Consider the following 22,249-nt stretch of genomic DNA (forward strand, 5'->3'; position numbering starts at 1 on the left):
GCGGGGCGGAGCGCGGTTTGTTCCCGCACCCGCCCCGTTTCGGCGATCAGATGGCGGCCTGTGCCGCCGCGTCGTGACCCTCGATGGTGGGACTGGGCGGAACTGTTCCATCCACCGGCTCGAGCACGATATGCCCGATCGCGGTGTTCGAGCAAGGCACGTGGTAGTGCTTGTGCAGGCACTTGGTGCTCTTGCCGAGCGCGCCGCGCATGATCAGCCACATGACCATCTCGATGCCTTCCGAGCCGGTCTCGCGCAAGTACTCAATATGCGGGATCGTGCGCAGCTTCTGGGTGTCGCCGACGAGGCCGTCGAGGAACATGTTGTCCCATTCGGCATTGATCAACCCCGCGCGCGGGCCCTGGAGCTGGTGGCTCATGCCGCCGGTACCCCAGATCTGCACGTTGAGGTCCTCGTCGAACGAGTTGACCGCGCGCGCGATCGCCTCGCCCAGCGCCCAGCAGCGGTTGCCCGACGGCGGCGGATACGTGACGACGTTGACCGCGAGCGGGATGACCTTGACCGGCCAGGCCGAGGGCTTGTCGTACATCATCGTGAGCGGGACGGTGAGGCCGTGGTCGACGTCCATCTCGTTGATGATGGTCATGTCGAACTCGTCGAGGATCAGGCTCTGCGCGATGTGCCAGGCGAGGTCCGGGTGGCCTTCGACGTCGGGCACCTGGCGCGGGCCCCAGCCTTCGTCGGCGGGGGCATAGCGCTCGCCGCAACCGATCGCGAAAGTCGGGATGATCTTCATGTCGAAGGCCGAGGCGTGGTCGTTGTAGACCAGGATCACGACGTCGGGCTTGTTTTCCGGCTTGGCGATCCACTCGCGCGTCCAGTCGAAGCCCTCGAAGATCGGGGTGAAATAGGCGTCGCGATCCTTGCCCTGGTCGGAGGCGACGCCGAGCAGCGGCACGTGGCTGCAGGCGATGCCAGCGGTAATCTTGGCCATTTCAGCAGTGTCCCTTGATCGAGCGCTGGCCTTCGGGCGAACGTCCGCCCGCGACCATCATCGCCTGGTATTCCTCCACGCTCATGCCGGTCATGGTGGAGACCGCCTGCACGAACGAGAGCCCGTCGGTCGAGAAGACCTTGGCGAGGAAATAGATGTTGCCGCCCAGGTCCAGCAGGCGGTTGTAGTCGCGCGCGAGCACGGCCTCCTTCTGGTCCTGCGTCATCGGCCATTCGTCGAGATAGGCGCGCTCGTCGGCAAGCCAGCGGGTGCGGTTCTCGGGCTTCATCAGGCTCATCGCGAACTGGTTGAGATGGTATCCCTTGCGTGCGCGCGCGGCCGTGTAGACGCGCGTGCCCGGGATGTCGTCGAAGTCCGCGAGGTATTCGTGGATGTCCTTGGGACCGGCCATGATCCTCTCCTTTGTGGTTGGTTGCCGGTTTGGCGGCGCGGTCTCGCTCAGAGGCCGCGGGCCTTCAGCTTGGCATCGAGGCGCGGGAAGACCTTGCGCACGTTGCCTTCGAAAATCGCGTGGCGTTCTTCGTCCGAGATGTCGAGCGCGTCGACGTAGCGCTTGGTGTCGTCGAAGTAGAAGCCGGTGGTGGGATCGATCCCGCGCACCGCGCCGACCATCTCCGAGCCGAACAGGATGTTCTTGTTGTCGATCACGTCGGCCAGCAGGTTGATGCCCGGCTGGTGGTAGACGCAGGTGTCGAAGAACACGTTGTTCATGATGTATTCGTCGAGGCTGGGCTTCTTGAGCATGTCGGCAAGGCCCCGGTAGCGGCCCCAGTGGTAGGGCACCGCGCCGCCGCCGTGCGGGATGATGAAGCGCAGCTTGGGGAACCTGGCGAAGAGGTCACCCTGCATCAGCTGCATGAAGGCCACCGTGTCGGCCGCGAGGTAGTAGCCGCCGGTCGCGTGCATCGCCGGGTTGCACGAGCCCGAGACGTGGATCATCGCGGGCACGTCCAGCTCGCACATCGCCTCGTAGATCGGGAACCAGTACTCGTCGGTGAGCGGGGGGTGCTCGAAGTGGCCGCCGCCGGGGTCGGGGTTGAGGTTGCAGCCGATGAAGCCCAGTTCCTCGACGCAGCGCTTCAGCTCCGTGACCGAGGCGGAAAGGTCCGACTTGGGGCTCTGCGGCAGCATGCACACGCCCACGAAAGTCTCGGGGAACATCTGCGTGACGCGGTAGATGAGGTCGTTGCAGCGGGTGGCCCATTCGCTGGCCACCGCCTGGTCGCCGACGTGCGGCGCCATCGCCGAGGCGCGGGGGGAGAAGATCGTCAGGTCCGCGCCGCGCTCCTTGATGAGCTTGAGCTGGTTGCCCTCGATCGTCTCGCGGATTTCCGCATCGGAAATCTCGGGGTAGGGCGGGGGCGTGGTGCCGGCCTTGTAGGCGGCCTTCTGCTCTTCGCGCCAGGCGTCGTGGCCCTTGGGCAGGACGGTGTAGTGACCGTGGCAGTCAATGACGAGCGACATGGCTCAGTTCTCTCCCTCTGGTGTCTTGGACGTCATGATGGCGGCAAGCTTGGCCGCGAAGCCCTCGGGGGGCGGATGGATGCCGAGCACGCCCAGCGCCTGCTGGCGCGCGACGGTGCCCTGGGTCATCAGCGGGTCGATGCCGAGGTCGCGCAGCATTGCGGCGGCTTCGGCCATCTCGGCCGAGCGGCGACGCCCGTGGACCAGCATGCGGTCGAGGTTGTAGTCGGCGCGCGCGAACCACGAGATCGGCTTCTCGCTGGCATCGAGCGAGGCGAGCACCTCGTCGGCGACGCCCTCGGCCTCGGCCGCCAGCATCATCTCGGCGGTGAGCGCCTCGAGGCCCTTGACCATGACCGAGCGGGTCAGCTTGATCGCCGAGGCGCGGCCCACGGCCTCGCCCACGATCTTGGTCTTCTGGAAGCCAAGGTCGGTCAGAAGCTCCATCGCCTCTTCGGCATCGGGGCCGGAAATGTTGAGCGGAACGGCGAGGCGCGCCGGGTTGACCGGGGCCATGATCGCGACGTCGACGTAGCGCTTGCCCGCGGCGGCGAAAGCCTCGGCTCCGGCGCGCTTGGTGCCCGGCGCGACCGAATTCATGTCGCAGAACAGGGCTTGCGGATCGATCAACCCGGCGCACGTGCGGGCGACCGCGAGCGCCTGGTCGGCGGTGACGAGCGAGAGCACCAGCGCGGCGCCTTCGAGCGCCTCGGCGGCACTGGCGCAAGGGGTGACCGAAAGTTCGGCCATCACCGTGCGTCGCGCCGGGGCAATGTCGAACGCGCAGGCGCGCGCGGCCCATCCGCCAGCGCGGGCGAAAGTCGATCCGGCCTCTCCGAACCCGATGAGTGCAACGTGTTTTATCATCGCGCCTACCCTGCACGCCAGCGCCGGGAGGGGCTAATCGGAACTGCCTTGAAGCTATAATCTTTGTCTAACGACGGCGATTTGCCTCAACTCTCGATGGCGCGCGCGGCTTCGGCCAGATCGGCGAAAAACTCGTCTTGTACCGCGGTCGGGCGCAGCGACTGGCGGGTGGTCATGCCGATAACTCGGTGAAAGGAGGCGGGCAGGCGACTGAGTTCGCAGAGCCATCCGGCTTCGAGCTCGACGGGCACCTGGTCGCGCGAGAGGAGGGTCAGGAAGTCGCTGTTCATCATCATCTGGCGGATCATCATGACCGAGCCGGATTCGAGCGGGACCTGCGGGTGCTGGCCGTGCTCCTCGAAGAAGCGCTCGAAGCTGTCGCGCAAGGGCGTGCCTTTCGCGGGCAGGCAGAAGGGATAGCGTGCGAGCGCAGCCGCGTCGGGTGCGGTGCCCATCAGGGGGTGTCCCTTGCGACCGAGGAAGACCGGCACGTCGGCAAAGAGCGGAACCTGTTCGAGGTCGGTCTCGATCAGCGGCGCGCGCAAGGCGCCGACCATCACGTCGAGCGTGCCGTTGCGCAAGGGTTCGACGAGTTCGGAGCGCGAACCCTCGACGATGGTGAGGCGCACTTGCGGGCGGCGGGCGTGAAAGCGTGCGACCGCGGCGGGCAGCACCCGCGCGCGTGAAAGAGGCATGGCGCCGATGGCGAGGCGGCGAGTCTCGTGGCCGCGCAGCGCCTCGATCTCGGAAAGGCCGGCTTCCAGTTCGACGACGGCAAGGCGAAATTCGCGGGCGTATTGCGCGCCCGCCTCGGTCATCACCACGTGCTTGCCCCGGCGTACCGCGAGCGGGCGGCGCAGCGCGAGCGCGAGGTCGTTGACCGCGCGGTGGATCGAGGGGAGCGACAAGCCGGTTTCCTGGCTGGCGCCCGCGTAGCTGCCGCTGTCGGCCAGCGCGAGCACGGCGCGCAGGCGCGACATGGTAAGGTGCGGGCTGCGCACGTGGCGCAGCGCAGCGGCGATGCGCGCCTGCAGGATCCGTCCGGCCTGCGTGGGCACCATCCCGTCGTGGCGTCTCTCGAAGAGCGGGACCTGGAGCGCACTTTCGAGGCGACCTAACGCCTGTGTTATCGCGGGCTGGCTGAGGTTGACCGCGCCGGTCGCGGCGCTGACCGTTCCAAGCTCGGCGATTTTGAGCACGGCGCGCAAGTGCCGCAAGTTGAGATCCCAGACTTCCATGACGCAATCATTAGCCAAATCCAATGGCGATTGCCAAAGATCTCTTTCCCTCTGGCCCTGTGCCGTCCCATCTAGGATGCCTGGAATTGAATAGAACGAATTGAAAGAGGAGTGCTGCCATGTCGGGTGTCGTCGTCCAGAATATCGAACGCGCGGATCCTGCGGTCATCGACGGTCTGGCCGCTTGCGGCGTGGCCACCGTCCACGAGGCGCAGGGCCGTACCGGCCTGCTCGCCAGCTACATGCGCCCCATTTATTCCGGCGCGCGCATTGCCGGCTCGGCGGTCACCATCAGCTCGCCTCCGGGCGACAACTGGATGGTCCACGTCGCGATCGAGCAGCTCAAGGACGGCGACGTGCTCCTGCTCGCCCCGACCAGCCCGTGCGAGGATGGCTACTTCGGCGATCTTCTCGCCACCAGCGCGCAGGCGCGCGGCTGCCGTGGCCTGATCATTGATGCGGGCGTGCGCGACGTGCGCGATCTTACCGAGATGCAGTTTCCGGTCTGGTCCAAGGCGGTCTACGCGCAAGGGACGGTCAAGAACACGATCGGCTCGGTCAACGTGCCGGTGGTCTGCGCCAACTGCGCGGTGAACCCGGGCGACGTGATCGTGGCCGACGACGACGGCGTGGTCTGCGTGCCGCGTGAAAAGGCCGCCGAAGTGCTCAAGGCCGCGCAGGCGCGCGAAGCCAACGAAGGCGAGAAGCGCGAGAAGCTCGCCGCCGGGGTGCTCGGCCTCGACATGTACAAGATGCGCGAGCGCCTCGAGAAGGAAGGCCTCAAGTATGTCTGATCTCCCCACCAGCGCACCGGTCATGTGGATGCGCGGGGGGACCTCGAAGGGCGCGTACTTCCTGAAGGACGATCTGCCGTCCGATCCGGCGGTGCGCGACGCCTTCCTGCTCAAGGTCATGGGCTCGCCCGACCCGCGCCAGATCGACGGCATGGGCGGCGCCGACCCGCTGACCAGCAAGGTCGGCGTGGTGGCGAAGTCGGACCGCGAAGGTGTCGACGTCGAATACCATTTCTTCCAGGTCTTCGTCGATCAGGCGCTGGTCTCCGACGCGCAGAACTGCGGCAATATCCTCGCCGGCATCGGCCCCTTCGCGATCGAGCGGGGCCTTGTCGACCCCACGGGCGAGGAGACGCGGGTGACGATCTACATGGTCAACACCGACCAGATCGCGGTCGCGACCGTGCAGACGCCCGGCGGTAAGGTCACTTACAAGGGCGAGGCTGCGATCGACGGTGTGCCCGGCACCCATGCCCCGGTTCCGGTCGAATTCCGTGACACCGCCGGCTCGATGTGCGGATCACTCCTGCCCACCGGCAACGCGGTGGACGAGGTGAACGGGATCAAGGTCACGCTGATCGACAACGGCATGCCCTGCGTCGTGATGAAGGCCGCCGACCTTGGCGCGACCGGCTACGAGAGCCGCGAGGAACTCGACGCCGACACCGCGCTCAAGGAGAAGATCGAGGCGATCCGTCTCGCCGTGGGCGAGCGGATGAACCTGGGTGACGTCAAGGACAAGTCGGTCCCCAAGATGTTCCTCGTCTCGCCGCCCAGGAACGGGGGGGCGATCAACACCCGCTCGTTCATCCCGCACCGCGCCCACGCGACGGTGGGCGTGCTGGCGGCGGTGACCGTGGCGACCGCGGCGCTGCTCGAAGGCACGCCGGCGGCCGAAGTGGCCCAGATTCCGGAAGGGCCGCGCAAGACGCTTTCGGTCGAACACCCGACCGGCGAGATGAGCTGCGTGCTCGAAGTGAACGAGGAGGGCACCGTCACGAGTGCTGCTCTGCTGCGCACCGCGCGCAAGCTGATGGATGGAGAGGTCTATGTCTGATCGTATCACGTGCTGGCATTCCTCGCCGAGCAAGCCCACTTTCGTGCCGCCTGCGGGTGCGGTCGATGCCCATTGCCACGTCTTCGGCCCGATGGCCGAGTTCCCGTTCAGCCCCAAGGCGAAGTATTTGCCTGAGGACGCGAGCCCCGAGATGCTCTTCGCGCTGCGCGATCACCTGGGCTTCTCGCGCAATGTCGTCGTCCAGGCGAGCTGCCACGGGACCGACAACGCCGCGACGCTGAATGCCATTGCACTTTCGAAAGGAAAGGCGCGCGGCGTTGCGGTGGTCGATCCCGACATCTCGGACGCCGAACTCCTGGCGCTCCACGAGGGGGGCATTCGCGGCATCCGCTTCAATTTCCTGAAGCGCCTCGTCGACAACGCGCCCAAGGACAAGTTCCTCGAAGTTGCCAAGCGCCTGCCCGAAGGTTGGCACGTGGTGATCTACTTCGAGGCCGACATCCTCGAGGAACTGCGGCCGTTCATGGACGCGATCCCCGTGCCCTTGGTGATCGACCACATGGGTCGCCCCGACGTCACCCAAGGTCCCGACGGCCCCGACATGAAGGCGTTCCGGGCCTTCCTCGATTCGCGCGAGGACATCTGGTTCAAGGCCACCTGTCCCGAGCGCCTCGATGCGCGGAAGGAAGGCGGCATGGGCGATCCCTGGGACAATTTCGCCAAAGCGGTCGCGCCGCTGGTGGCCGATTACCAGGATCGCGTGATCTGGGGCACCGACTGGCCGCACCCCAACATGCAGGACGAGATCGCCGACGATGGCCATATCGTCGACATGATCCCGCGCATCGCGCCCACGTCCGAACTCCAGCACAAGCTGCTCGTAGCCAATCCGATGCGCCTTTACTGGCCCGAGGAACTCTAGAAAAACCGCGAAGCGCCGCTTCGGGTCGCAAGAAAGGGGGGTGGTCTCGGGCCGCCCCCCTTTTTGCATTTCACGCCGTGCCAGCGGATGGATAGACCCCATCCCATGAAATGGATTGGACAGTTGGGGCCTCTTGCTCCGATTGTACCGGCCTGAACCTGCCGAGGATCCGGGCGACGTGGATCGGGCAGAGCGTGAGAGAACCATGGGAGAGCCAATGCCGCGTCATCACGAAGCCGGTTTCATGACCGGTGTGTCCCTTTTGCTTCCGATCACGCTGACAACGATGGCGATCGTGCTCCTGACGCCGATCATTCCCGACCTCATGGCGCAATACGCCGACGTGGCGGGGCACGAATACTGGGTGCCGATGATCCTCACGCTGCCTTCGCTCTGCGTGGCGTTCCTGTGCCCCTTCGCGGGCATGTTGGGGGACTGGTTCGGTCGGCGCAGGCTGCTTTTGGCTTCCTTCCTGCTCTACGCCGTGGTCGGCGTGGCGCCGGTGTTTCTGACCGACCTCACCCACATCCTCATCTCGCGCATCGGCGTGGGGGTGGCCGAGGCGCTGATCTACGTGCTTTCGACTACGATGATCGGGGACTACTACAAGGGCGCGAAGCGCGACCGCTGGCTGGCGGCGCAGACCGCCTTCGCTTCGATGTCGGCGCTGCTGTTCTTCAATCTGGGCGGGATTCTGGGCGAGCACGGCTGGCGTACGCCGTTCTGGGCCTACGCTTCGGCGCTCGTGATGTTCGCGCTGGTCTGGATGTTCACCTGGGAGCCGCAAGGCGAGGCGCATGGCGAGGAGGAGGCCGTGCGCGCGCCCCACAACCGCTCGTGGGAGGGTTTTCCCTGGGCGCGAATGGCCATGATCGTGCTGATCACGATCTACGGTTCGATCTTCTTCTACACCGTGCAGATCCAGGCGCCGAGCGGCCTTGCCGCCCTGGGGCTGACCAGCCCGGCGGAGCGCGGCTTCCTCACCTCGATCGCTTCGGTGGGCGTACCGCTGGGGACTATCCTCTATTCGCGGATCGGACCGCGCTGGCCGGTCGGACGCCTGCTCCTGCTCGAATTCGCGCTGCTTTCGGCGGGCTTCCTGGCGATGGCGAAGGCAGGCGCAGTAAGCGGTTTCCTGGTCGGCTGCTTCATCAACCAGGTGGGAGCGGGGCTGCTGCTGCCCACGCTGCTGGTATGGTCGATGTCTATCCTCAGGTTCGAGTTCCGCGGGCGCGGCACCGGCTTCTGGCAGTCGGCCTTCGCCTTCGGGCAATTCCTCTCGCCCGTCGTGGTGACCTTCGCGGCTAACCGCACCGGGGGTCTGCTCGGCGCCTTCGGAGTTCTCTCGCTCGCAGCGCTGGGCGGGGTGCTGATCGCGCTGCTGGCGGGGCGCACCCGCACGCCGCGCGGGCGCGAAGAGCCGCGCAGCGAGGCAGTTGTACAGCTCTGAGGTGGATTGCCGGGGGGAGCCCCCGAAGGTCAGCTGCCGTCGGTGATGAGCGTTCCGCCATCGACGACGAGGTTGTGCCCATTGACGAAGGCGCCCGCGGACGAGGCGAGGAACACTGTCGCGCCTGCCACTTCCTCGGGCGTACCGGGACGGCGCAAGGGGGTCATCGCCATGCGCCGGGCCATGAAGGCCGCGTCGGCGAGCAGGGGCGCGGACAGTTCGGTCGCGATGAAGCCGGGCGAGATCGCGTTGACCCGAATGTTCGAAGGCCCCCACTCGACCGCGAGGTTGCGCGCGAGCTGGGCAACGCCCGCCTTCGACAGCGCATAGGCGTTGATCCGCCCGTTTCCGCGCAGGCCCGACAGGCTGGCCATGAGGATCGCGCTGCCACCACCGCTCGCGGCCATGCGCGGCAGGACGCGGTTGCACAGCTCCACGTGCGCGGTGAGGTTGATTGCCATGACCCGCGCGTAGTCGTCCATGTCGATCGCGGCGAAGGGGCCGGGCTTGCCGGTGATCCCCGCGTTGCACACGAGGACGTCGACGCCGCCCAGGTGGTGTTCGGCGCAGGCGACCAGCGCGTCGAGCGCCGCAGCATCGGTCACGTCACAGGTCTGGCCCGGCATGCCGAGCTCGGCCGCGACACGCGCGGTGTCTGCCGCGTCTTCGCTCGAGATCACCACGCGCGCACCTTGCGCGATCAACCCGCGTGCGATGGCCAGGCCAATCCCGCGCGTCGAGCCGGTGACGATGGCGCGCTTGCCCGTGAGGTCGAACATCGGCCGCCCCTACGATCCGGGGCCGTCGTAACGGCGGTCGACCTGTTCGGGCTTGGCTTCGTCGAGCGGCACGCCCTCGTGCAGATAGGCGGGCGCCTCGATCAGGATGAAGGCGATGCGGCAGGGCTCGCTGGTGACGTTGCGCCACAAGTGGTTGGTGCCGCGCTGGACGATCACCCCGCCCTCGCGGATCGTCTTCTTCACGCCATCCTCGAGTTCGAGTTCGACTTCGCCCTTTAGCACGATGCCGTAGTCGATCGAATTGGTGCGGTGCATTGGGCTTTCAGCGTTGGGCAGCATGTCGCAGATGCGGATGACCGAACCGCCGTTGAGCGTGGTCCCGGTCGGTCGCTCGCGCCCTTCGGTCTCGTCGTTGTTGTCGGCGGGTACCGTCGCGGTGGTCCAGATCGTGAGCATGGCCGCATCGCCCGAGGCGACCAGCCTGGTGGGCGAGACATCTTCGCTGCGAAAGCGGGCGCGCCCGCTTTCGTCGTGGCCGGTGACCACGCGCTGCACCGGGGGGAGGCCGGAATCGGAAAGGTGTTCTTCGCTCATGCCTGGACGACCTTCTGTTCGAGGGCGCCGAACGGGGTTCGGCCATCGGGGAGGCGGGCTTCCATGCGCACGGTGTCGCCATAGGTCATGAAGGCGGTGCGGGGCTCGCCGAAGTCGACGATCTCGATCCCGCGCCTTTCGGCGATGCACGAGGAGCCGACCTCGCGGTAGTTCTCGTTCGAGACGGTACCCGAGCCGATCACGGTGCCTGCGACAAGGTTGCGCGTGCGTGCGGCGTGCGCGACGAGTTCGTCGAAACCGTGGCTCATTGCCTTGCCCCAGGCATTGCCGAAAGGGGCTCCGTTCCACGCCACGCCAAGGTGCGCGGCGACCTGGTGGTCCTGCCAGGCTTCGCCCAGTTCGTCGGGCGTGATCGCGAAGGGCGCCATCCCGCAGGGTGGCTTGGCCTGGATCCAGCCGAAGCCCGACTTCATTTCCGGGCCCGCCAGCTTGCGCAGTGACCAGTCGTTGATCTGGACGAGGAGGCGGATGTGCTTGCTCGCGGCGGCGGCAGGGGTGCCCGCGGGCACCGCGTCGGTTATCACCCCGAACTCGCCCTCGAAATCGATGCCGAGGTCTTCGTCGACCATCGGCACTTCGGCCATGGGCGCGTAGAAGGTGTCGGAGACGCCCTGGTACATCGGGGGCCAATCGGGCTTGAAGGGCTCGATCCCGAGCGCCTTGTCCATCAGCGCGCCGTGGCTGGGGTAGACCGAGCCGTCGAGCCATTGCCAGGCGCGCGGCAGCGGGGCGAGCAACTGTCGCAGGTCGAGCGGCTCGGGGAACGCGTCCAGCGCGCGCAGGGCCGGTTCGGCCGCCTCCCAATCCTCGAGCGCGACCTGGAGCGTCTGCACCGGGGCCAGCGCATAATCCGTGCCCTCGGGCGAGACGACGATCAGCCGTCCGTCGCGGGTTCCATCGTTGAGTGTCGCCAGGCGCATTTCGTGTTCGTCTCCCGATCGCTTGGACCCATCCGCGATGCGGATGAACCTCTAGAAAACCCGCTAGCGAAGGGGGCTTACAGGGACAACGGCATAGGATCGATAGCGAGGCATCGATAACATGCGATGGTCGCCCGCAAGCCGATGGGGCTAGGGCATTGCTCGTCCAACGTGACGGTATTTACGGGAGAATCGGAAAGTATGGCGCAGTGGCTCAAGCGTGGTGCAACCGCGCAGGCGAAGGCGGACGCCGATCGCAAGGTGCGCGATATCGTCGAGGCCGCCCTCGCGGACATCGAGCAGCGTGGCGACAGCGCCGTGCGCGACATGTCGATCAGGTTCGACGGCTGGGATCGCGACGATTACCGCCTCACGCAGGCCGAGATCGACGCCTGCGTCGACAGCCTGACCCCGCAGGAACGCAAGGACATCGAGTTCGCGCAGGCGCAAGTCCGCAACTTCGCGCAGATCCAGCGCGAAAGCATGAAGGACGTTGAGGTCGAGACGCTTCCGGGTGTGATCCTGGGCCACAAGAACATCCCGCTGGGCTCGGCCGGCTGCTACGTTCCGGGCGGCAAGTATCCGCTGCTGGCCGGCGCGCACATGTCGGTGATCACCGCCAAGGTGGCGGGCGTGAAGCGCGTGGTGACGTGCGCGCCGCCGTTCCAGGGCCAGCCCGCGCGCGCCATTGTCGCCGCGCAGGCGCTGGCGGGAGCCGACGTGATCTACGCGCTGGGCGGCATCCAGGCGGTGGGCGCCATGGCCATCGGCACCGCCTCGATCGAACCGGTCGACATTCTCGTGGGCCCGGGCAACGCCTTCGTCGCCGAAGCCAAGCGCCAGCTTTTCGGGCGCGTGGGCATCGACCTCTTTGCCGGCCCCACCGAGACGCTGATCATCGCCGATGAGCTGGGCTGCGATCCCGAGATGGCCGCGACCGACATCCTCGGCCAGGTCGAGCATGGCCCCGACAGTCCGGGCGTGCTGCTGACCAACTCGGAAAAGTTCGCCCGCGAGACGATGGCCGAGATCGAGCGTCTGCTCCAGATCCTGCCCACCGCCGACCACGCGCGCAAGGCGTGGGAGACGTTCGGCGAGGTGATCGTGGCGGACAGCTATGAGGAAATGGTCAAGATCGCCGACGAGATCGCCTCCGAGCACGTCCAGGTCATGACGGTGGACCCCACCTACTTCCTCGACAACATGACCAACTACGGCGCGCTGTTCCTGGGCAGCCGCACCAATGTCAGCTTCGGCGACAAGGTCATCGGCACCAACCACACGCTGCCCACCAAGAAGGCGGCGCGCTACACGGGTGGCCTGTGGGTCGGCAAGTTCCTGAAGACCTGCACCTACCAGCGTATCGAGACCGACGAGGCCTCGGCGCTGATCGGCGAGTACTGCTCGCGCCTCTGCGCGCTGGAGGGCTTCGCGGGACACGGCGAACAGGCCAACATCCGCGTGCGCCGCTTCGGCGGGCGTAACGTGCCTTACGCCGGGCAAGCCGAACCGACCCCCGAAACCGCGGCTTGAACGGTTCGGCCCGTCGGGCCTGACAGACACGGCGAGGTGTGCCAAGCCTCGCCGCGTCTGTGGAGGAGCCCTTGCGATGAACGCCAGGGCGCGTCCGCGTTCCGACGGAATTGAGAGGATTTTTCGATGACCCTGCCTTCCACTCCGAGCTTTCGCCTCGAGGGCCGCCGCGCGCTGGTGACCGGCGCGGGCCGGGGGATCGGCCTTGCCGCCGCCGCCGCGCTGGCCGAGGCCGGGGCCGATGTCACGCTGGTCGCGCGCACGGCCAGCGAGATCGAGGCGGCTGCGGCGCAACTTGTTGCGGCGGGCCACAAGGCGCAGGCGGCAACACTCGACGTTTCCGACCTGGCGGCGGTGGAGAGCTTCTTCGCGCAGCGCGCGCCATTCCACGTCCTGCTCAACAACGCGGGCACCAACCGGCCCAAGCCGATGTGGGAGGCGAGCGAGGCGGACTTCGACGCGGTCATGGACCTCAACGTCAAGTCGGCCTTCTTCGTGGCGCAGGCCTGCGTGAAGCGCATGATGGAGACCGGTACGACGGGTTCGCTGATTCACATGGGCTCGCAGATGGGCCACGTGGGCGGCCCCAACCGTTCGCTCTATTGCGCCAGCAAGTGGGCGCTGGAAGGCATGAACAAGGCCTTTGCGCTCGACCTCGCGCCGCACGGCATTCGTTCCAACACGATTGCCCCGACTTTCATCGAGACGCCGCTCACCCGGCCCTTCTTCGAGGACGAGGCGTTCAGGATGAGCGTGCTCGCCAAGATAAAACTCGGCCGCATCGGACAGGTGGAGGACCTGATGGGCGCGGTCCTGTTCCTGGCGGGTGACGCCTCCGCGCTGATGACCGGAACCAGTCTCGTCGTCGATGGCGGCTGGACCGCCGACTGACCTGACCCACGCATAAGGACTTCGCCATGTTCGAGCCATTCCCCGGAAACTACGTCTGGAACCTCGCCACCAACCTCGCGCTCGTATGCGGGGGCAATCACGGCGAGATCGACGAGGCGAACCGGCCGATCGTCGAGGCCTCGAAGACCTTGGGGCCGGACAAGGCTTCGGCGCTGATGTTCGACAGCTGGATCGCGGTCGCCGATCAGGTCGCGGCCAACGCGGCAGCCGACGAGGCGGACGGATTCGCGCTTTCGGCGGGGACCAAGTACTTGCGCGCCTCGGGCTACTACCTTGCCGCCGAGCGCATGCAGAGCCGCGATTATCCGCCGCGTTGGGCCGCCTACGACAAGGGTATGGACTTGTTCCACAAGGGCTGCGCGCTGCGCGGCATCTGTGTCGAGAAGGTCGAGATTCCCTACGGCGACACCAGCTATCCCGCCATCTTCTACCACGATGGTTCGGGCACGCCGCGCCCGACGCTGGTCTCGGTCAACGGGCTCGATTCGATGAAGGAGCAGGTCTGCATGGCGGGCCATGGCCTTTCCAACCTCGAGCGGGGCATGAACACGCTCTTCGTCGACCAGCCCGGCACCGGCGAGGCGATCCGCAAGCGCGATCTGCCCGCCGTCTACAACGGCGAGGTCTGGGGCACGCCGGCGCTCGAATATCTGCTGACGCGCGACGATGTGATCGCCGACAAGATCGGCATCTTCGGCCTCTCGTTCGGCGGTTATCACGCGCCGCGCATCGCCGCGAACGAGCCGCGCTACGCGCTGTGCGCGGTGATGGGCGCCAACCACGTCTGGGGCAAGCGCCAGCGCGAGCGCGTCGCCAACGAGGGCGAGAACCCCGTGCCGCATTACTGGGATCACGTGCTGTGGGTCTTCGGCTTTTCCGATCGCGATGCACTGCTCGAATACACCGACCAGGTCGACCTCACCGGGCAGGTGGAGAAGATCACGGTGCCCTTCCTCATCACCCACGGTGAGAACGATCGCCAGATCCCGGCGTTCAATGCGCAACTGAGCTACGACGAGGCCGTCAACAGCCCCAAGCGGCACATGCGCATGTTCACGAAGAAGGACTTCGAGGTCGAACACTGCGGCGCCGACAACGGCACCGGCATGCGCGACTACATCGCGGACTGGTGCGCGCAGACCTTCACGGAACTGGGCTGAGAGAGGCGCGAGGGAGCGACAGGACGATGGCCGAATTCACCTTTCACCACGGCGGGGTTTCCGTCCCCAGCCTCGACGAGGCCATCGACTGGTATGGCCGCGTGCTCGGCTTCGAGGTCGAGAAGCGCTTCTATATCGAGAAGGCGAAATCGCATACCGCGATGGTCCGCAAGGGGCCCTTGCGCTTCGAGATCTTCGAGGTGGAAGGCGCGGCCGCTCTGCCCGAGGACCGACGCCATCCCCCGGCGGATCTTCGCACCCACGGCAACAAGCACGTCGCCTTCCGGGTCGAGGATCTTGAGGAATTCCTGGCGGAAATGGAGGCCAAGGCGGTCGACGTGGCCTTTGTCGTGCGCGAGGCCTTCGGCAAGGGCTGTTTCATCCGCGACTGCGCGGGAAATCTCATCGAATTCGTCGAGGAACCGGACGCATGATCCACGAAATTGCCCGCCTCACCATCGACCCGACCCGCGCCGAGGCCTTCGAGGCCGCGGTCGGCGCGGCAAGGGCGCATTTCGAGGCGGCGAAGGGCTTCGTCTCCTTCGCGCTCGAACGCGTCCTCGAGAACCCGGCGCACTATCGGCTCGTCGTGGGTTGGGAAAGCCTCGAGGCGCACACGGTCGACTTTCGCAGCTCCGAGGGGTTCCAGGCCTGGCGCGCGCTCGCCGGGCCCTTCTTCGTGGCGCCGCCCGAGGTGGAGCACGTGACCCGGGTTCTGTGACAGCTATAATTTTGCGCTAAGTCTTATATGATATGCCCCGTCCCAAGGGGCGCTTGATCAAGATCAAGAACCCCGGACTACCGAGGGCGCATGCTCCCCACGACGCATAACGTGCGTGATATGGGAGCAGGTTACATGAACATGGCGACACTACAGGAGGACAGGCTGGGGCAGCCCGGTGGGCGCATCCCTGGCACCACGCTGTTCGACGGCGAGGCCGCGCGGCGGGGCTATGCCCTCAACGCGATGTGCTATTCATTCAACGACGCACGCAACCGCGAGGAATTCCGCCGCGACGAGGAGGGATATTGCCGCCGCTTCGGTCTCACTCTCGAGCAGCTCGAGGCGGTGCGCGCGCGCGACGTCCTCGCCATGATCGCGGCGGGCGGGAACATCTACTACCTCGCCAAGCTGGCCGGGATCTTCGGGCTCAACGTGCAGGACGTCGGCGCGCAGCAGACCGGCATGAGCGTGCCCGCGTTCAAGCAGATGCTGCTCGACCAGGGCGCAGGACAGGACATCACCGAGGCAAGGAACTGAGATCATGGCGCATATCATCGGCGGCTACTTCACCAGCCACGTGCCCGCGATCGGCGGTGCGATCGTGCGCGGCGACCAGCAGCAGCCTTACTGGAAGCCCTTCTTCGACGGCTTTCCCCCGGTGCGCGAGTGGCTGGCGCGCGAGAAGCCCGACGTGGCGGTGTGCTTCTACAACGACCATGGCCTGAACTTCTTCCTCGACAAGATGCCGACTTTCGCGGTTGGCGCGGCGCACGAATACCGCAACGAGGACGAGGGCTGGGGACTGCCCCTGTTCAAGAGCTTCACCGGGCATCCCGACCTCAGTTGGCACGTCATCGAACAGCTCGTCGGCGACGAGTTCGATGTGACCATGTGCCAGTCGATGCTGGTCGACCACGCGCTCTCGATCCCCTTCGAACTGGCCTATCCCGACGCCGAGGCCTGGCCGGTGAAGCTGGTGCCGATCGCGATCAACACGGTGCAGTTCCCCTTGCCCTCGGCCAGGCGCTGCCTTGCGCTGGGGCGCAGCGTGCACCGCGCGCTGCAGAGCTGGCAGGGTGACGAGAAGATCGTGGTGATCGGCACCGGCGGCCTCTCGCACCAGCTTGACGGCGCGCGCGCGGGCTTCGTCAACCCCGAGTACGACCGCTTCTGCATGGACAGCCTCGTCAACGCGCCCGAGGCGATCACCGTCGATGGCACCGTCGAGATCGTGCGCAAGGCGGGCTCGCAGGGGGTGGAGATCCTCAACTGGATCGCCGCGCGCGGGGCCTTGGGCGAGGGCGGATGCCGCGAGACGCATCGCAACTACCACATCCCGATCTCGAACACCGCCGCCGCGACGGTGCTGCTCGAGCCGGCCTAGGCAAGCGACCGGGTCTCGAAGGCGCAATGCCGCTCGAGACCCGGCTTCGTCAGATGGCGTGCTCGTCATCCTCGGTGAGCTGCGCGAGCGCGCCTTCGCTTGGCCGCTTGCCCGGCTTGGCCTTGCGATAGGGCTCGAAGCTGGTGCGCTCGGCATCGAAGGTCATGTCCCAGGGGATGTCGTCGCCGCGGAAGATGGGGGGCGCGTTGTTGGCCCAGAGCAGCGATCCGAAGCGGAAATCCCAGGCGCGCGGCACCCAGTTGTCGTCGAGGTAGTCGGTGTCGGCGTGGTATTCCGCTTCGCCGCATTTGCCGGGAATGTCGCAGTAGTAGTAGATCGCGCTCGAGATGCGGTGGCGCGAAATGCCGCCCGAACTGTTCATCGAATGGTTCTTCCAGCCCTTGGCTTCCATCCGGTTGGCGCCGAGCATGACTTCGTCGATGTCGTCGCAGCCGAAGGCGATGTGCATGAACTTGAAGGTGTCGGGCGCGAAGGGAAGATCGCAGTTGACCCAGAAGATCGAGTGGTGCTCGAACGTGCCGCCGGCGCGCGAGAAGATGCCCACGCCCTTGGAATGGTCGGCATAGCGAAAGCCCAGGTGCCTCTCGTAGAACTCGAAGGAGCCGACGTAGTCGGGCGAGAAGAACACGACGTGATTGATCGTCTTGGGGATTGCCTTCTGGCGCCAGATGCGGTGCTGGTTGAAGCGCGGATGGCTAGCGGGGGTGTTGACCGGGCTCGCCTCGCTGGCGAAGGTTTTCTTCTCCCATACGCGCACGGCGATCGGCTGGCCATCGGGGCAGACGCACTGGACGGTGCCGTCGGCATCGCGGCGGACCTCAACCTCGCGTGCGAGGCTGGTCGCGATCGCCTCGAGGTTTGCCTCGTTGTCGACCCCCCAGACGGTGAGTTTGAGCCCGTCACCGGGAAACGGGTCGGGCGAGGGCAGGCGCGCATCGCCGTGGGGCACGACGATCAGGCGACTGCCCGAGGCGAGCTGGAATACCGCCTCATGTTCGTCGACATGTTCGACCGGCAGGCCGAAGTCGGTCCAGAACCGGGTATGTTCGGCAAGGTCGCTGACGCCGAAGACGACGCTTTCCACTCCCAGAATGCTCATGCTTGTTGTGTCCTGCTGACTGTCGGATCGTACAGGTTATGCCCACGAGCTGTCGCGCGCGGAAACGCATGCTTTGGGACACTACCTATCGAGCGGCCCGAAATCATGCCCGGTCCCGCCCAGTTCCTGCGCCCGCCTTGCTGTGCCGGTGCGCGCCAGCGTCGAGCCATTCGCGCACCGGGGGCGACCCGCAGGGCTTATGCGCTCTTGCGGAAAAGCAGCGTGAGGAGGAACAGGATCGTCTTGCGATCGAGCAGCTTCAGGGCCGCGCGCGCCTCCTCGGGCGTCACCTTGGCGACCATCGGCATGGCGCCGAAGATCTTGCCGCGGATGACGAGATTGTCGCCGTCGCGTTCGAACTTGCGCACGGCCATCAATTCCTTGTCGTTGGCATCGAGGATCTTCATCATCGGTGCCTTCTTCTTCGTTTCGGCCATTACACCGCCCTCCCGCAGACCTTGTCGTATTCGATGTCGAGATCGTCCATCATCTGGATCGCGGTGGCGCGCCCGGCGCCGAACACGCCGCCGCCCGGGTGCATGAACGGGCCGACGAGGTAGAGGCCCTCGATCCCGGGCACGCGCAGACTGCCCAGGTCGGGCGTCGGGCGGTGCGCGACCGACTGGTAGAAGAACGGCGCGCAGCCGTGGATGTCGCCTTTGAGGAAGCTGGCCGGGCTGTCGCGCTCGTGATCCACGGGCGAACGCACCAGGCGCCCGGTTATGTTGTCGTCGGTAAGGTTGGAGTAGAACTTGCGGTATTGGGCGAGGGCCTTGTCCGCGATTTCCTCCTTGCGTTCGTCCCACGAGGCGGGGCCGTCGGGGTAGAGGTCGTAGGGCGCGAAGTTGACGCCGTAGAACACGCCTGCCCCCTCGGGCGCGCGGCTGGGGTCGAAGATGGTGTTGTCGCCGCCCGCGATCAGCCGTTCGGAGACAAGGCCGCGCTTGAGCTTGTCGTACTCCAGGCACATTTCGCGCACCGAGTAGAAGTCCATTAGCTCGGTCATCATGGCGTTGGTTTCGTTGCCGACCTTAAGCTTCAAGCGCTCCTTCAAGGTGAGGTGCGTCAGGTTGATCGAGAAGGTCGACTGGGTGACCCGCTCAGCGCGTTGGAGCACGGGTTCGGGGGTCTCGGACACGAACTTGCGCAGGACATGCGGGTGGATCGCGCCGATCACGCCGTCGCGGGCCAGGAAGGTTTCGCCATCGGCAAGCTCGAGGCCGGAGGCCTTGCCGCCCGAGACGATCACCCGGCGCACTTCACTGTTGCAGCGCACTTCGCCGCCGAAATGCTCGATCGCACGGACCAGCGCGTGGCTCAATTGCCCCGAACCGCCCTTGGGCATCGAGCAGCCATAGGCGTGGATGATGCCGGGCATCAGGAAGGCGCCCATGCCGGTGCCCAGTTCGTCGGGCATCTGCAGGTTTTCGGTGACCATGCGCACGATGTGGATCTTCAGGAGGTCGCTCTCGAAGTACTGGTTGACCACGTCGAGCGCCGAGCGCTGCATCACGTCGAGCAGGAAGCGGCCTTCGTCCGACTGGTCCATCATCGCCACGAACGCGCCCATCGGGAAGGGCGGCGCGTAGAGGCCCGACATGAACATCGGCAGCGCCTGCATCGAGGCCCTGGCGAAGGTGCGATAGGCTTCGGCGTCCTTGGGCGAGAAGCTGGCGATTTCCTCGCAGGTTCGGTCGAGGTCGCGCCAGGAACGCACCATCGTGCCGTCCGCGAAGATCGAGGCGTGGGGCAGTTCGGGGTAGATGTATTCGAGGCCGAACTTGGACAGGAGGCCCAGTTCGTCCTCGCGCAGCATCGGGTTGCCCTGGATCATGATGTGCACGTTGGAGTGCTCGTCGTGCCAGTAGCCCGGCTGGATCAGCTCGCGGGTGGAGACGCCGCCGCCGTAGTGCGGCTTCCTTTCGAGGACGAGCACCTTCTTGCCCGCCTTGGCCATGTAGGCGGCGGCGACGAGGCCGTTGTGGCCCGCGCCCATGACGACGATGTCGTAGGTGCTCATGCGTGATCTCCTGCGAAGAATTGGCGGAACAGGCCGATGCCCGGCACGTGGCTGGAGCAGCCGCCATCGCTCACGAGGACTTGTCCGGTGATGTTGCGCGCCGCGTCCGAAGCCAGGAAGGCGACGGCTTCGGCGATGTCCTCGGGATCGCCGAGCTGGTCGCGCAGGGTCTCGGCCTCGACGGCCTCGCGCAGGGGCGCCGGGAAGGCCTCGCGCAGCGCCGGGGTCATCGTCATGCCCGGCGCCACCGCGTTGCAGCGCACGCCGTGGACGCCGTGGCTGGCGGCGATGGCGCGGGTCATCTGGATGATCGCGGCCTTCGAGGAGGAATAGGCGGCCTGGATGAGATGGCCCTGGAGCGCGAGGTTGGAGACAGTGTTGACGATGGCGCCGCGGCTCTCGCGAAGGTGGGGCAGCGCGGCCCGGCAGGCGATCATCGTGCCGCGCACGTTGACCGCATAGGTGCGGTCCCAAAGCAGGGTGTCCATGCGTTCGACGTCGGTGTCGTTCGCGGCGATCTCGGGGCCGAGCAGCGCCGCGTTGTTGTGCAGCACGTCGAGCCGGCCGAAGTGCTCGCGCGTCCGGGCGACCATGGCTTCAATCGATTCGGCCTGCTCGAGATCGAGTTGCACGGCCAGCGAACCGGGCAGTTCCTCGGCGAGCGCGCGGGCGGCCGCGAAGGCGATGTCGGCTATGGCGACCTGTGCGCCGCGCCGGGCCAGCAGCCGCGCGGTCGCCGCGCCGATCCCGCCGGCACCGCCGGTAATGAGGACGACCTTGCCGTCCATGCGTGTCGCGTCGGCGACCATGTCCTTCTCCCGTGATTGACCTTTGTCGGCTTGGGGATAAGGCTCTTCCTCATGGATGGAAGACGGCACTTTTTTGTGCCCTGTTCGCGATGACGCGCGAGGGCGAAAGCGGGGTTGAGGGCGCATCCGCCGACGGCGAGGGGCTGGCGGTGCTGGCGCGTGAGATGGCGCGCTTCGGCAACGAGCGCGATGCGCCCGCGCGCTCGGTCATGGCGATGCTGGGCGACCGCTGGACGACGCTGATCCTGCTGGTGCTTGCCCAGAGGCCCACCCGCCACGCCGATCTGAAGCGCGCGCTCGAACGGCTTTCGCACGAAAAGGCGATCTCGCAACGGGTGCTCACGCTCAAGCTGCGGGCGCTTGAGCGCGACGGCTTCGTCGTTCGCGAGGTGAGCGGCGACGTGCCGCCCAGGGTATCCTACCGTCTCTCGCCGCAAGGCGAGGATCTGGCACGCCAGGCGCGCGCGATGATCGACTGGATCAACTTGCGCAGCGAGGCCATTCGCGCCGCGCGCGAGGCCTACGATGCGGCCGATACGCCGGATTGAGGGGGCCAGTTCCCGGTCAGGGCCGGGCGCGGCTGCTGTTCATCCGGAATTCGTATTCGATCTTGTCGCGCTCGCGCAGGTCCGCGCTGGTAGGGGTGTCGGCGAAGTGCACGACGTTGCCCCCCTCGCGGGTCTTCTGCGCGGTGGCGGCGAGTTGTTCGACCACCCAGCGCAAGGCGGCATCGTTGGTGTTGGTGATGTGCCACTGCACCGTCTCGCGGATCGGCGGGATGTCGAAGGGCGTCTCGCGCATGACAAGCGGCAGGTGGCGGGCGAAGTCCTCCGCCATACGGCGGTGGACGGTGGCGATGCGGTTCGAATTGATCACCAGCCCGGCGAGCGAGAGGAAGGTCGGGGCGACCACTTCGACGCGCCGCTGCTGCTTCTGGCGCCGCACGAACCAGTCGTCGAACGAGGTCACGCGCGACTTGCCGAAGCGCGCGGTGACGTGGCCGAGCGCAAAGTAGCGTTCGCGCGTCATCTCGCCCTGCATTGCCGGATTTCCCTGCCAGCCCAGCACGACGTAGTCGTCCTCGAACAGGAACTGGCTGGGGTGATCGGTCGAGATCGCGTAGTCGATGGTCAGCAGGAGGTCGACGTAGCCGCGCTCGAGCATGTCGATCGGGTTGTCGTTCATCGGCTGGATCTCGAAGCGGATGCCGGGCGCGGTCTTCTCCATGGCCGCGAGCGCTTCGGTGAGCAGGACCTGCGTCGAATAGTCCGAGGCCATGATGCTGATCTGCCGCTCGGCCGTGGCCGGGTCGAAGGGCGGGGCGACGGTGATCGTGGCGCGAATCTGCTCGAGCACGTCGCGCACCGGCTCGATCAGTTCCTCCGCGCGCGCGGTGAGGACCATCTGGCGGCCCTTGATCACCAGCAGTTCGTCGCCGAAATAGTCGCGCAGGCGGCCGAGCGCGCTCGAGGTCGCCGATTGCGACAGGCACAGGCGGTCGGCCGCAAGCGAGACGCTGCGCTCGGTCAGCAGCGCGTCGAGCGCGACGAGCAGGTTGAGGTCGAGTCTTCCGAAACGCATGG

25 protein-coding genes are annotated in these 22,249 nt (G+C 66.4%); 12 read left to right on the forward strand and 13 right to left on the reverse strand.

The window, feature by feature from the left end; genetic code table 11:
* Positions 1-46 precede the first annotated feature (46 nt).
* The 5 genes from HT136_RS07595 to HT136_RS07615 form a co-directional block, all read right to left on the reverse strand.
* A complete protein-coding gene (locus tag HT136_RS07595; RefSeq protein WP_214198968.1) occupies positions 47-955 on the reverse strand; it encodes a class III extradiol dioxygenase subunit beta in 909 nt (302 codons plus the stop codon).
* A 1-nt stretch (position 956) separates the two neighbouring features.
* Entirely contained in the window at positions 957-1,367 is a 411-nt protein-coding gene (gene ligA / locus HT136_RS07600; protein WP_214198969.1) for a protocatechuate 4,5-dioxygenase subunit alpha, read from the reverse strand.
* A gap of 47 nt (positions 1,368-1,414) precedes the next feature.
* Entirely contained in the window at positions 1,415-2,440 is a 1,026-nt protein-coding gene (locus HT136_RS07605; RefSeq protein ID WP_214198970.1) for an amidohydrolase family protein, read from the reverse strand.
* Positions 2,441-2,443: 3 nt separating this feature from the next.
* A complete protein-coding gene (locus tag HT136_RS07610; protein WP_214198971.1) occupies positions 2,444-3,307 on the reverse strand; it encodes a DUF1932 domain-containing protein in 864 nt (287 codons plus the stop codon).
* A gap of 86 nt (positions 3,308-3,393) precedes the next feature.
* Entirely contained in the window at positions 3,394-4,545 is a 1,152-nt protein-coding gene (locus HT136_RS07615; protein ID WP_214198972.1) for a LysR substrate-binding domain-containing protein, read from the reverse strand.
* A gap of 119 nt (positions 4,546-4,664) precedes the next feature.
* Here HT136_RS07615 and ligK point away from each other — a divergent pair, with 119 nt between their 5' ends.
* The 4 genes from ligK to HT136_RS07635 all read left to right on the forward strand — a co-directional run bounded on the left by ligK (position 4,665) and on the right by HT136_RS07635 (position 8,729).
* On the forward strand, positions 4,665-5,339 hold the full coding sequence (gene ligK / locus HT136_RS07620; RefSeq protein WP_214198973.1) for a 4-carboxy-4-hydroxy-2-oxoadipate aldolase/oxaloacetate decarboxylase: 675 nt from the start codon (positions 4,665-4,667) through the stop codon (positions 5,337-5,339).
* Complete coding sequence (locus tag HT136_RS07625) at positions 5,332-6,396, forward strand: 4-oxalomesaconate tautomerase (protein ID WP_214198974.1); 1,065 nt, start codon at positions 5,332-5,334, stop codon at positions 6,394-6,396. Before ligK ends, HT136_RS07625 begins: the two co-directional genes overlap by 8 nt.
* Positions 6,389-7,279, forward strand: a complete 891-nt coding sequence (locus tag HT136_RS07630; RefSeq protein WP_214198975.1) for an amidohydrolase family protein — start codon at positions 6,389-6,391, stop codon at positions 7,277-7,279. Before HT136_RS07625 ends, HT136_RS07630 begins: the two co-directional genes overlap by 8 nt.
* 217 nt (positions 7,280-7,496) lie before the next feature.
* Positions 7,497-8,729 carry an MFS transporter gene (locus HT136_RS07635; RefSeq protein WP_214198976.1) on the forward strand — a complete coding sequence of 411 codons (1,233 nt, stop codon included), beginning with the start codon at positions 7,497-7,499 and terminating at the stop codon, positions 8,727-8,729.
* A gap of 29 nt (positions 8,730-8,758) precedes the next feature.
* On the opposite strand, the gene HT136_RS07640 is transcribed toward HT136_RS07635, so the two are convergent.
* The 3 genes from HT136_RS07640 to HT136_RS07650 are packed head-to-tail and all read right to left on the reverse strand — an operon-like array spanning position 8,759 to position 11,004.
* On the reverse strand, positions 8,759-9,508 hold the full coding sequence (locus tag HT136_RS07640) for an SDR family NAD(P)-dependent oxidoreductase (RefSeq protein ID WP_214198977.1): 750 nt from the start codon (positions 9,506-9,508) through the stop codon (positions 8,759-8,761).
* Between the two features lie 9 nt (positions 9,509-9,517).
* Positions 9,518-10,063, reverse strand: coding sequence for a cupin domain-containing protein (locus tag HT136_RS07645; protein WP_214198978.1), 546 nt, complete (start codon positions 10,061-10,063; stop codon positions 9,518-9,520).
* On the reverse strand, positions 10,060-11,004 hold the full coding sequence (locus HT136_RS07650; RefSeq protein WP_214198979.1) for a fumarylacetoacetate hydrolase family protein: 945 nt from the start codon (positions 11,002-11,004) through the stop codon (positions 10,060-10,062). The genes HT136_RS07645 and HT136_RS07650 overlap by 4 nt, the downstream gene beginning before the upstream one ends.
* A gap of 201 nt (positions 11,005-11,205) precedes the next feature.
* Between HT136_RS07650 and hisD the strand changes: the two genes are divergently transcribed.
* The 7 genes from hisD (at position 11,206) to HT136_RS07685 (ending at position 16,717) form a co-directional block, all read left to right on the forward strand.
* Positions 11,206-12,537, forward strand: coding sequence for a histidinol dehydrogenase (hisD, locus tag HT136_RS07655; RefSeq protein WP_214198980.1), 1,332 nt, complete (start codon positions 11,206-11,208; stop codon positions 12,535-12,537).
* Between the two features lie 126 nt (positions 12,538-12,663).
* On the forward strand, positions 12,664-13,428 hold the full coding sequence (locus HT136_RS07660) for an SDR family NAD(P)-dependent oxidoreductase (protein WP_214198981.1): 765 nt from the start codon (positions 12,664-12,666) through the stop codon (positions 13,426-13,428).
* Positions 13,429-13,454: 26 nt separating this feature from the next.
* Positions 13,455-14,609, forward strand: coding sequence for an alpha/beta hydrolase (locus HT136_RS07665; protein WP_214198982.1), 1,155 nt, complete (start codon positions 13,455-13,457; stop codon positions 14,607-14,609).
* 26 nt (positions 14,610-14,635) lie between these two features.
* Positions 14,636-15,043 (forward strand): VOC family protein, encoded by a 408-nt coding sequence (locus HT136_RS07670; RefSeq protein WP_214198983.1) that lies wholly within the window; start codon positions 14,636-14,638, stop codon positions 15,041-15,043.
* A complete protein-coding gene (locus HT136_RS07675; RefSeq protein ID WP_214198984.1) occupies positions 15,040-15,330 on the forward strand; it encodes an antibiotic biosynthesis monooxygenase family protein in 291 nt (96 codons plus the stop codon). The genes HT136_RS07670 and HT136_RS07675 overlap by 4 nt, the downstream gene beginning before the upstream one ends.
* A gap of 141 nt (positions 15,331-15,471) precedes the next feature.
* Positions 15,472-15,870, forward strand: coding sequence for a protocatechuate 4,5-dioxygenase subunit alpha (locus HT136_RS07680; protein ID WP_246543440.1), 399 nt, complete (start codon positions 15,472-15,474; stop codon positions 15,868-15,870).
* A 4-nt stretch (positions 15,871-15,874) separates the two neighbouring features.
* On the forward strand, positions 15,875-16,717 hold the full coding sequence (locus tag HT136_RS07685; protein ID WP_214198986.1) for a class III extradiol dioxygenase family protein: 843 nt from the start codon (positions 15,875-15,877) through the stop codon (positions 16,715-16,717).
* Between the two features lie 49 nt (positions 16,718-16,766).
* Here HT136_RS07685 and HT136_RS07690 read toward each other — a convergent pair whose 3' ends face one another.
* From HT136_RS07690 to HT136_RS07705, 4 genes are all read right to left on the reverse strand, one after another.
* Positions 16,767-17,837 (reverse strand): VOC family protein, encoded by a 1,071-nt coding sequence (locus HT136_RS07690; RefSeq protein ID WP_214198987.1) that lies wholly within the window; start codon positions 17,835-17,837, stop codon positions 16,767-16,769.
* A gap of 197 nt (positions 17,838-18,034) precedes the next feature.
* Positions 18,035-18,274 carry a hypothetical protein gene (locus HT136_RS07695; protein WP_246543441.1) on the reverse strand — a complete coding sequence of 80 codons (240 nt, stop codon included), beginning with the start codon at positions 18,272-18,274 and terminating at the stop codon, positions 18,035-18,037.
* Entirely contained in the window at positions 18,274-19,857 is a 1,584-nt protein-coding gene (locus tag HT136_RS07700) for a phytoene desaturase family protein (RefSeq protein ID WP_214198988.1), read from the reverse strand. Before HT136_RS07700 ends, HT136_RS07695 begins: the two co-directional genes overlap by 1 nt.
* Complete coding sequence (locus HT136_RS07705) at positions 19,854-20,666, reverse strand: SDR family NAD(P)-dependent oxidoreductase (RefSeq protein WP_214198989.1); 813 nt, start codon at positions 20,664-20,666, stop codon at positions 19,854-19,856. Before HT136_RS07705 ends, HT136_RS07700 begins: the two co-directional genes overlap by 4 nt.
* A gap of 89 nt (positions 20,667-20,755) precedes the next feature.
* Between HT136_RS07705 and HT136_RS07710 the strand changes: the two genes are divergently transcribed.
* Positions 20,756-21,214 carry a winged helix-turn-helix transcriptional regulator gene (locus HT136_RS07710; protein WP_214198990.1) on the forward strand — a complete coding sequence of 153 codons (459 nt, stop codon included), beginning with the start codon at positions 20,756-20,758 and terminating at the stop codon, positions 21,212-21,214.
* Positions 21,215-21,230: 16 nt separating this feature from the next.
* Here the strand turns inward: HT136_RS07710 and HT136_RS07715 are convergent, their stop codons facing one another.
* The gene (locus HT136_RS07715; RefSeq protein ID WP_214198991.1) at positions 21,231-22,247 is read right to left on the reverse strand and encodes a LysR family transcriptional regulator; all 1,017 of its coding nucleotides are present in this window, start codon (positions 22,245-22,247) and stop codon (positions 21,231-21,233) included.
* Between the last annotated feature and the right edge of the window lie 2 nt (positions 22,248-22,249).

The organism is Novosphingobium profundi (assembly GCF_018491765.1).
Taxonomy (GTDB): Bacteria; Pseudomonadota; Alphaproteobacteria; order Sphingomonadales; family Sphingomonadaceae; genus Novosphingobium; species Novosphingobium profundi.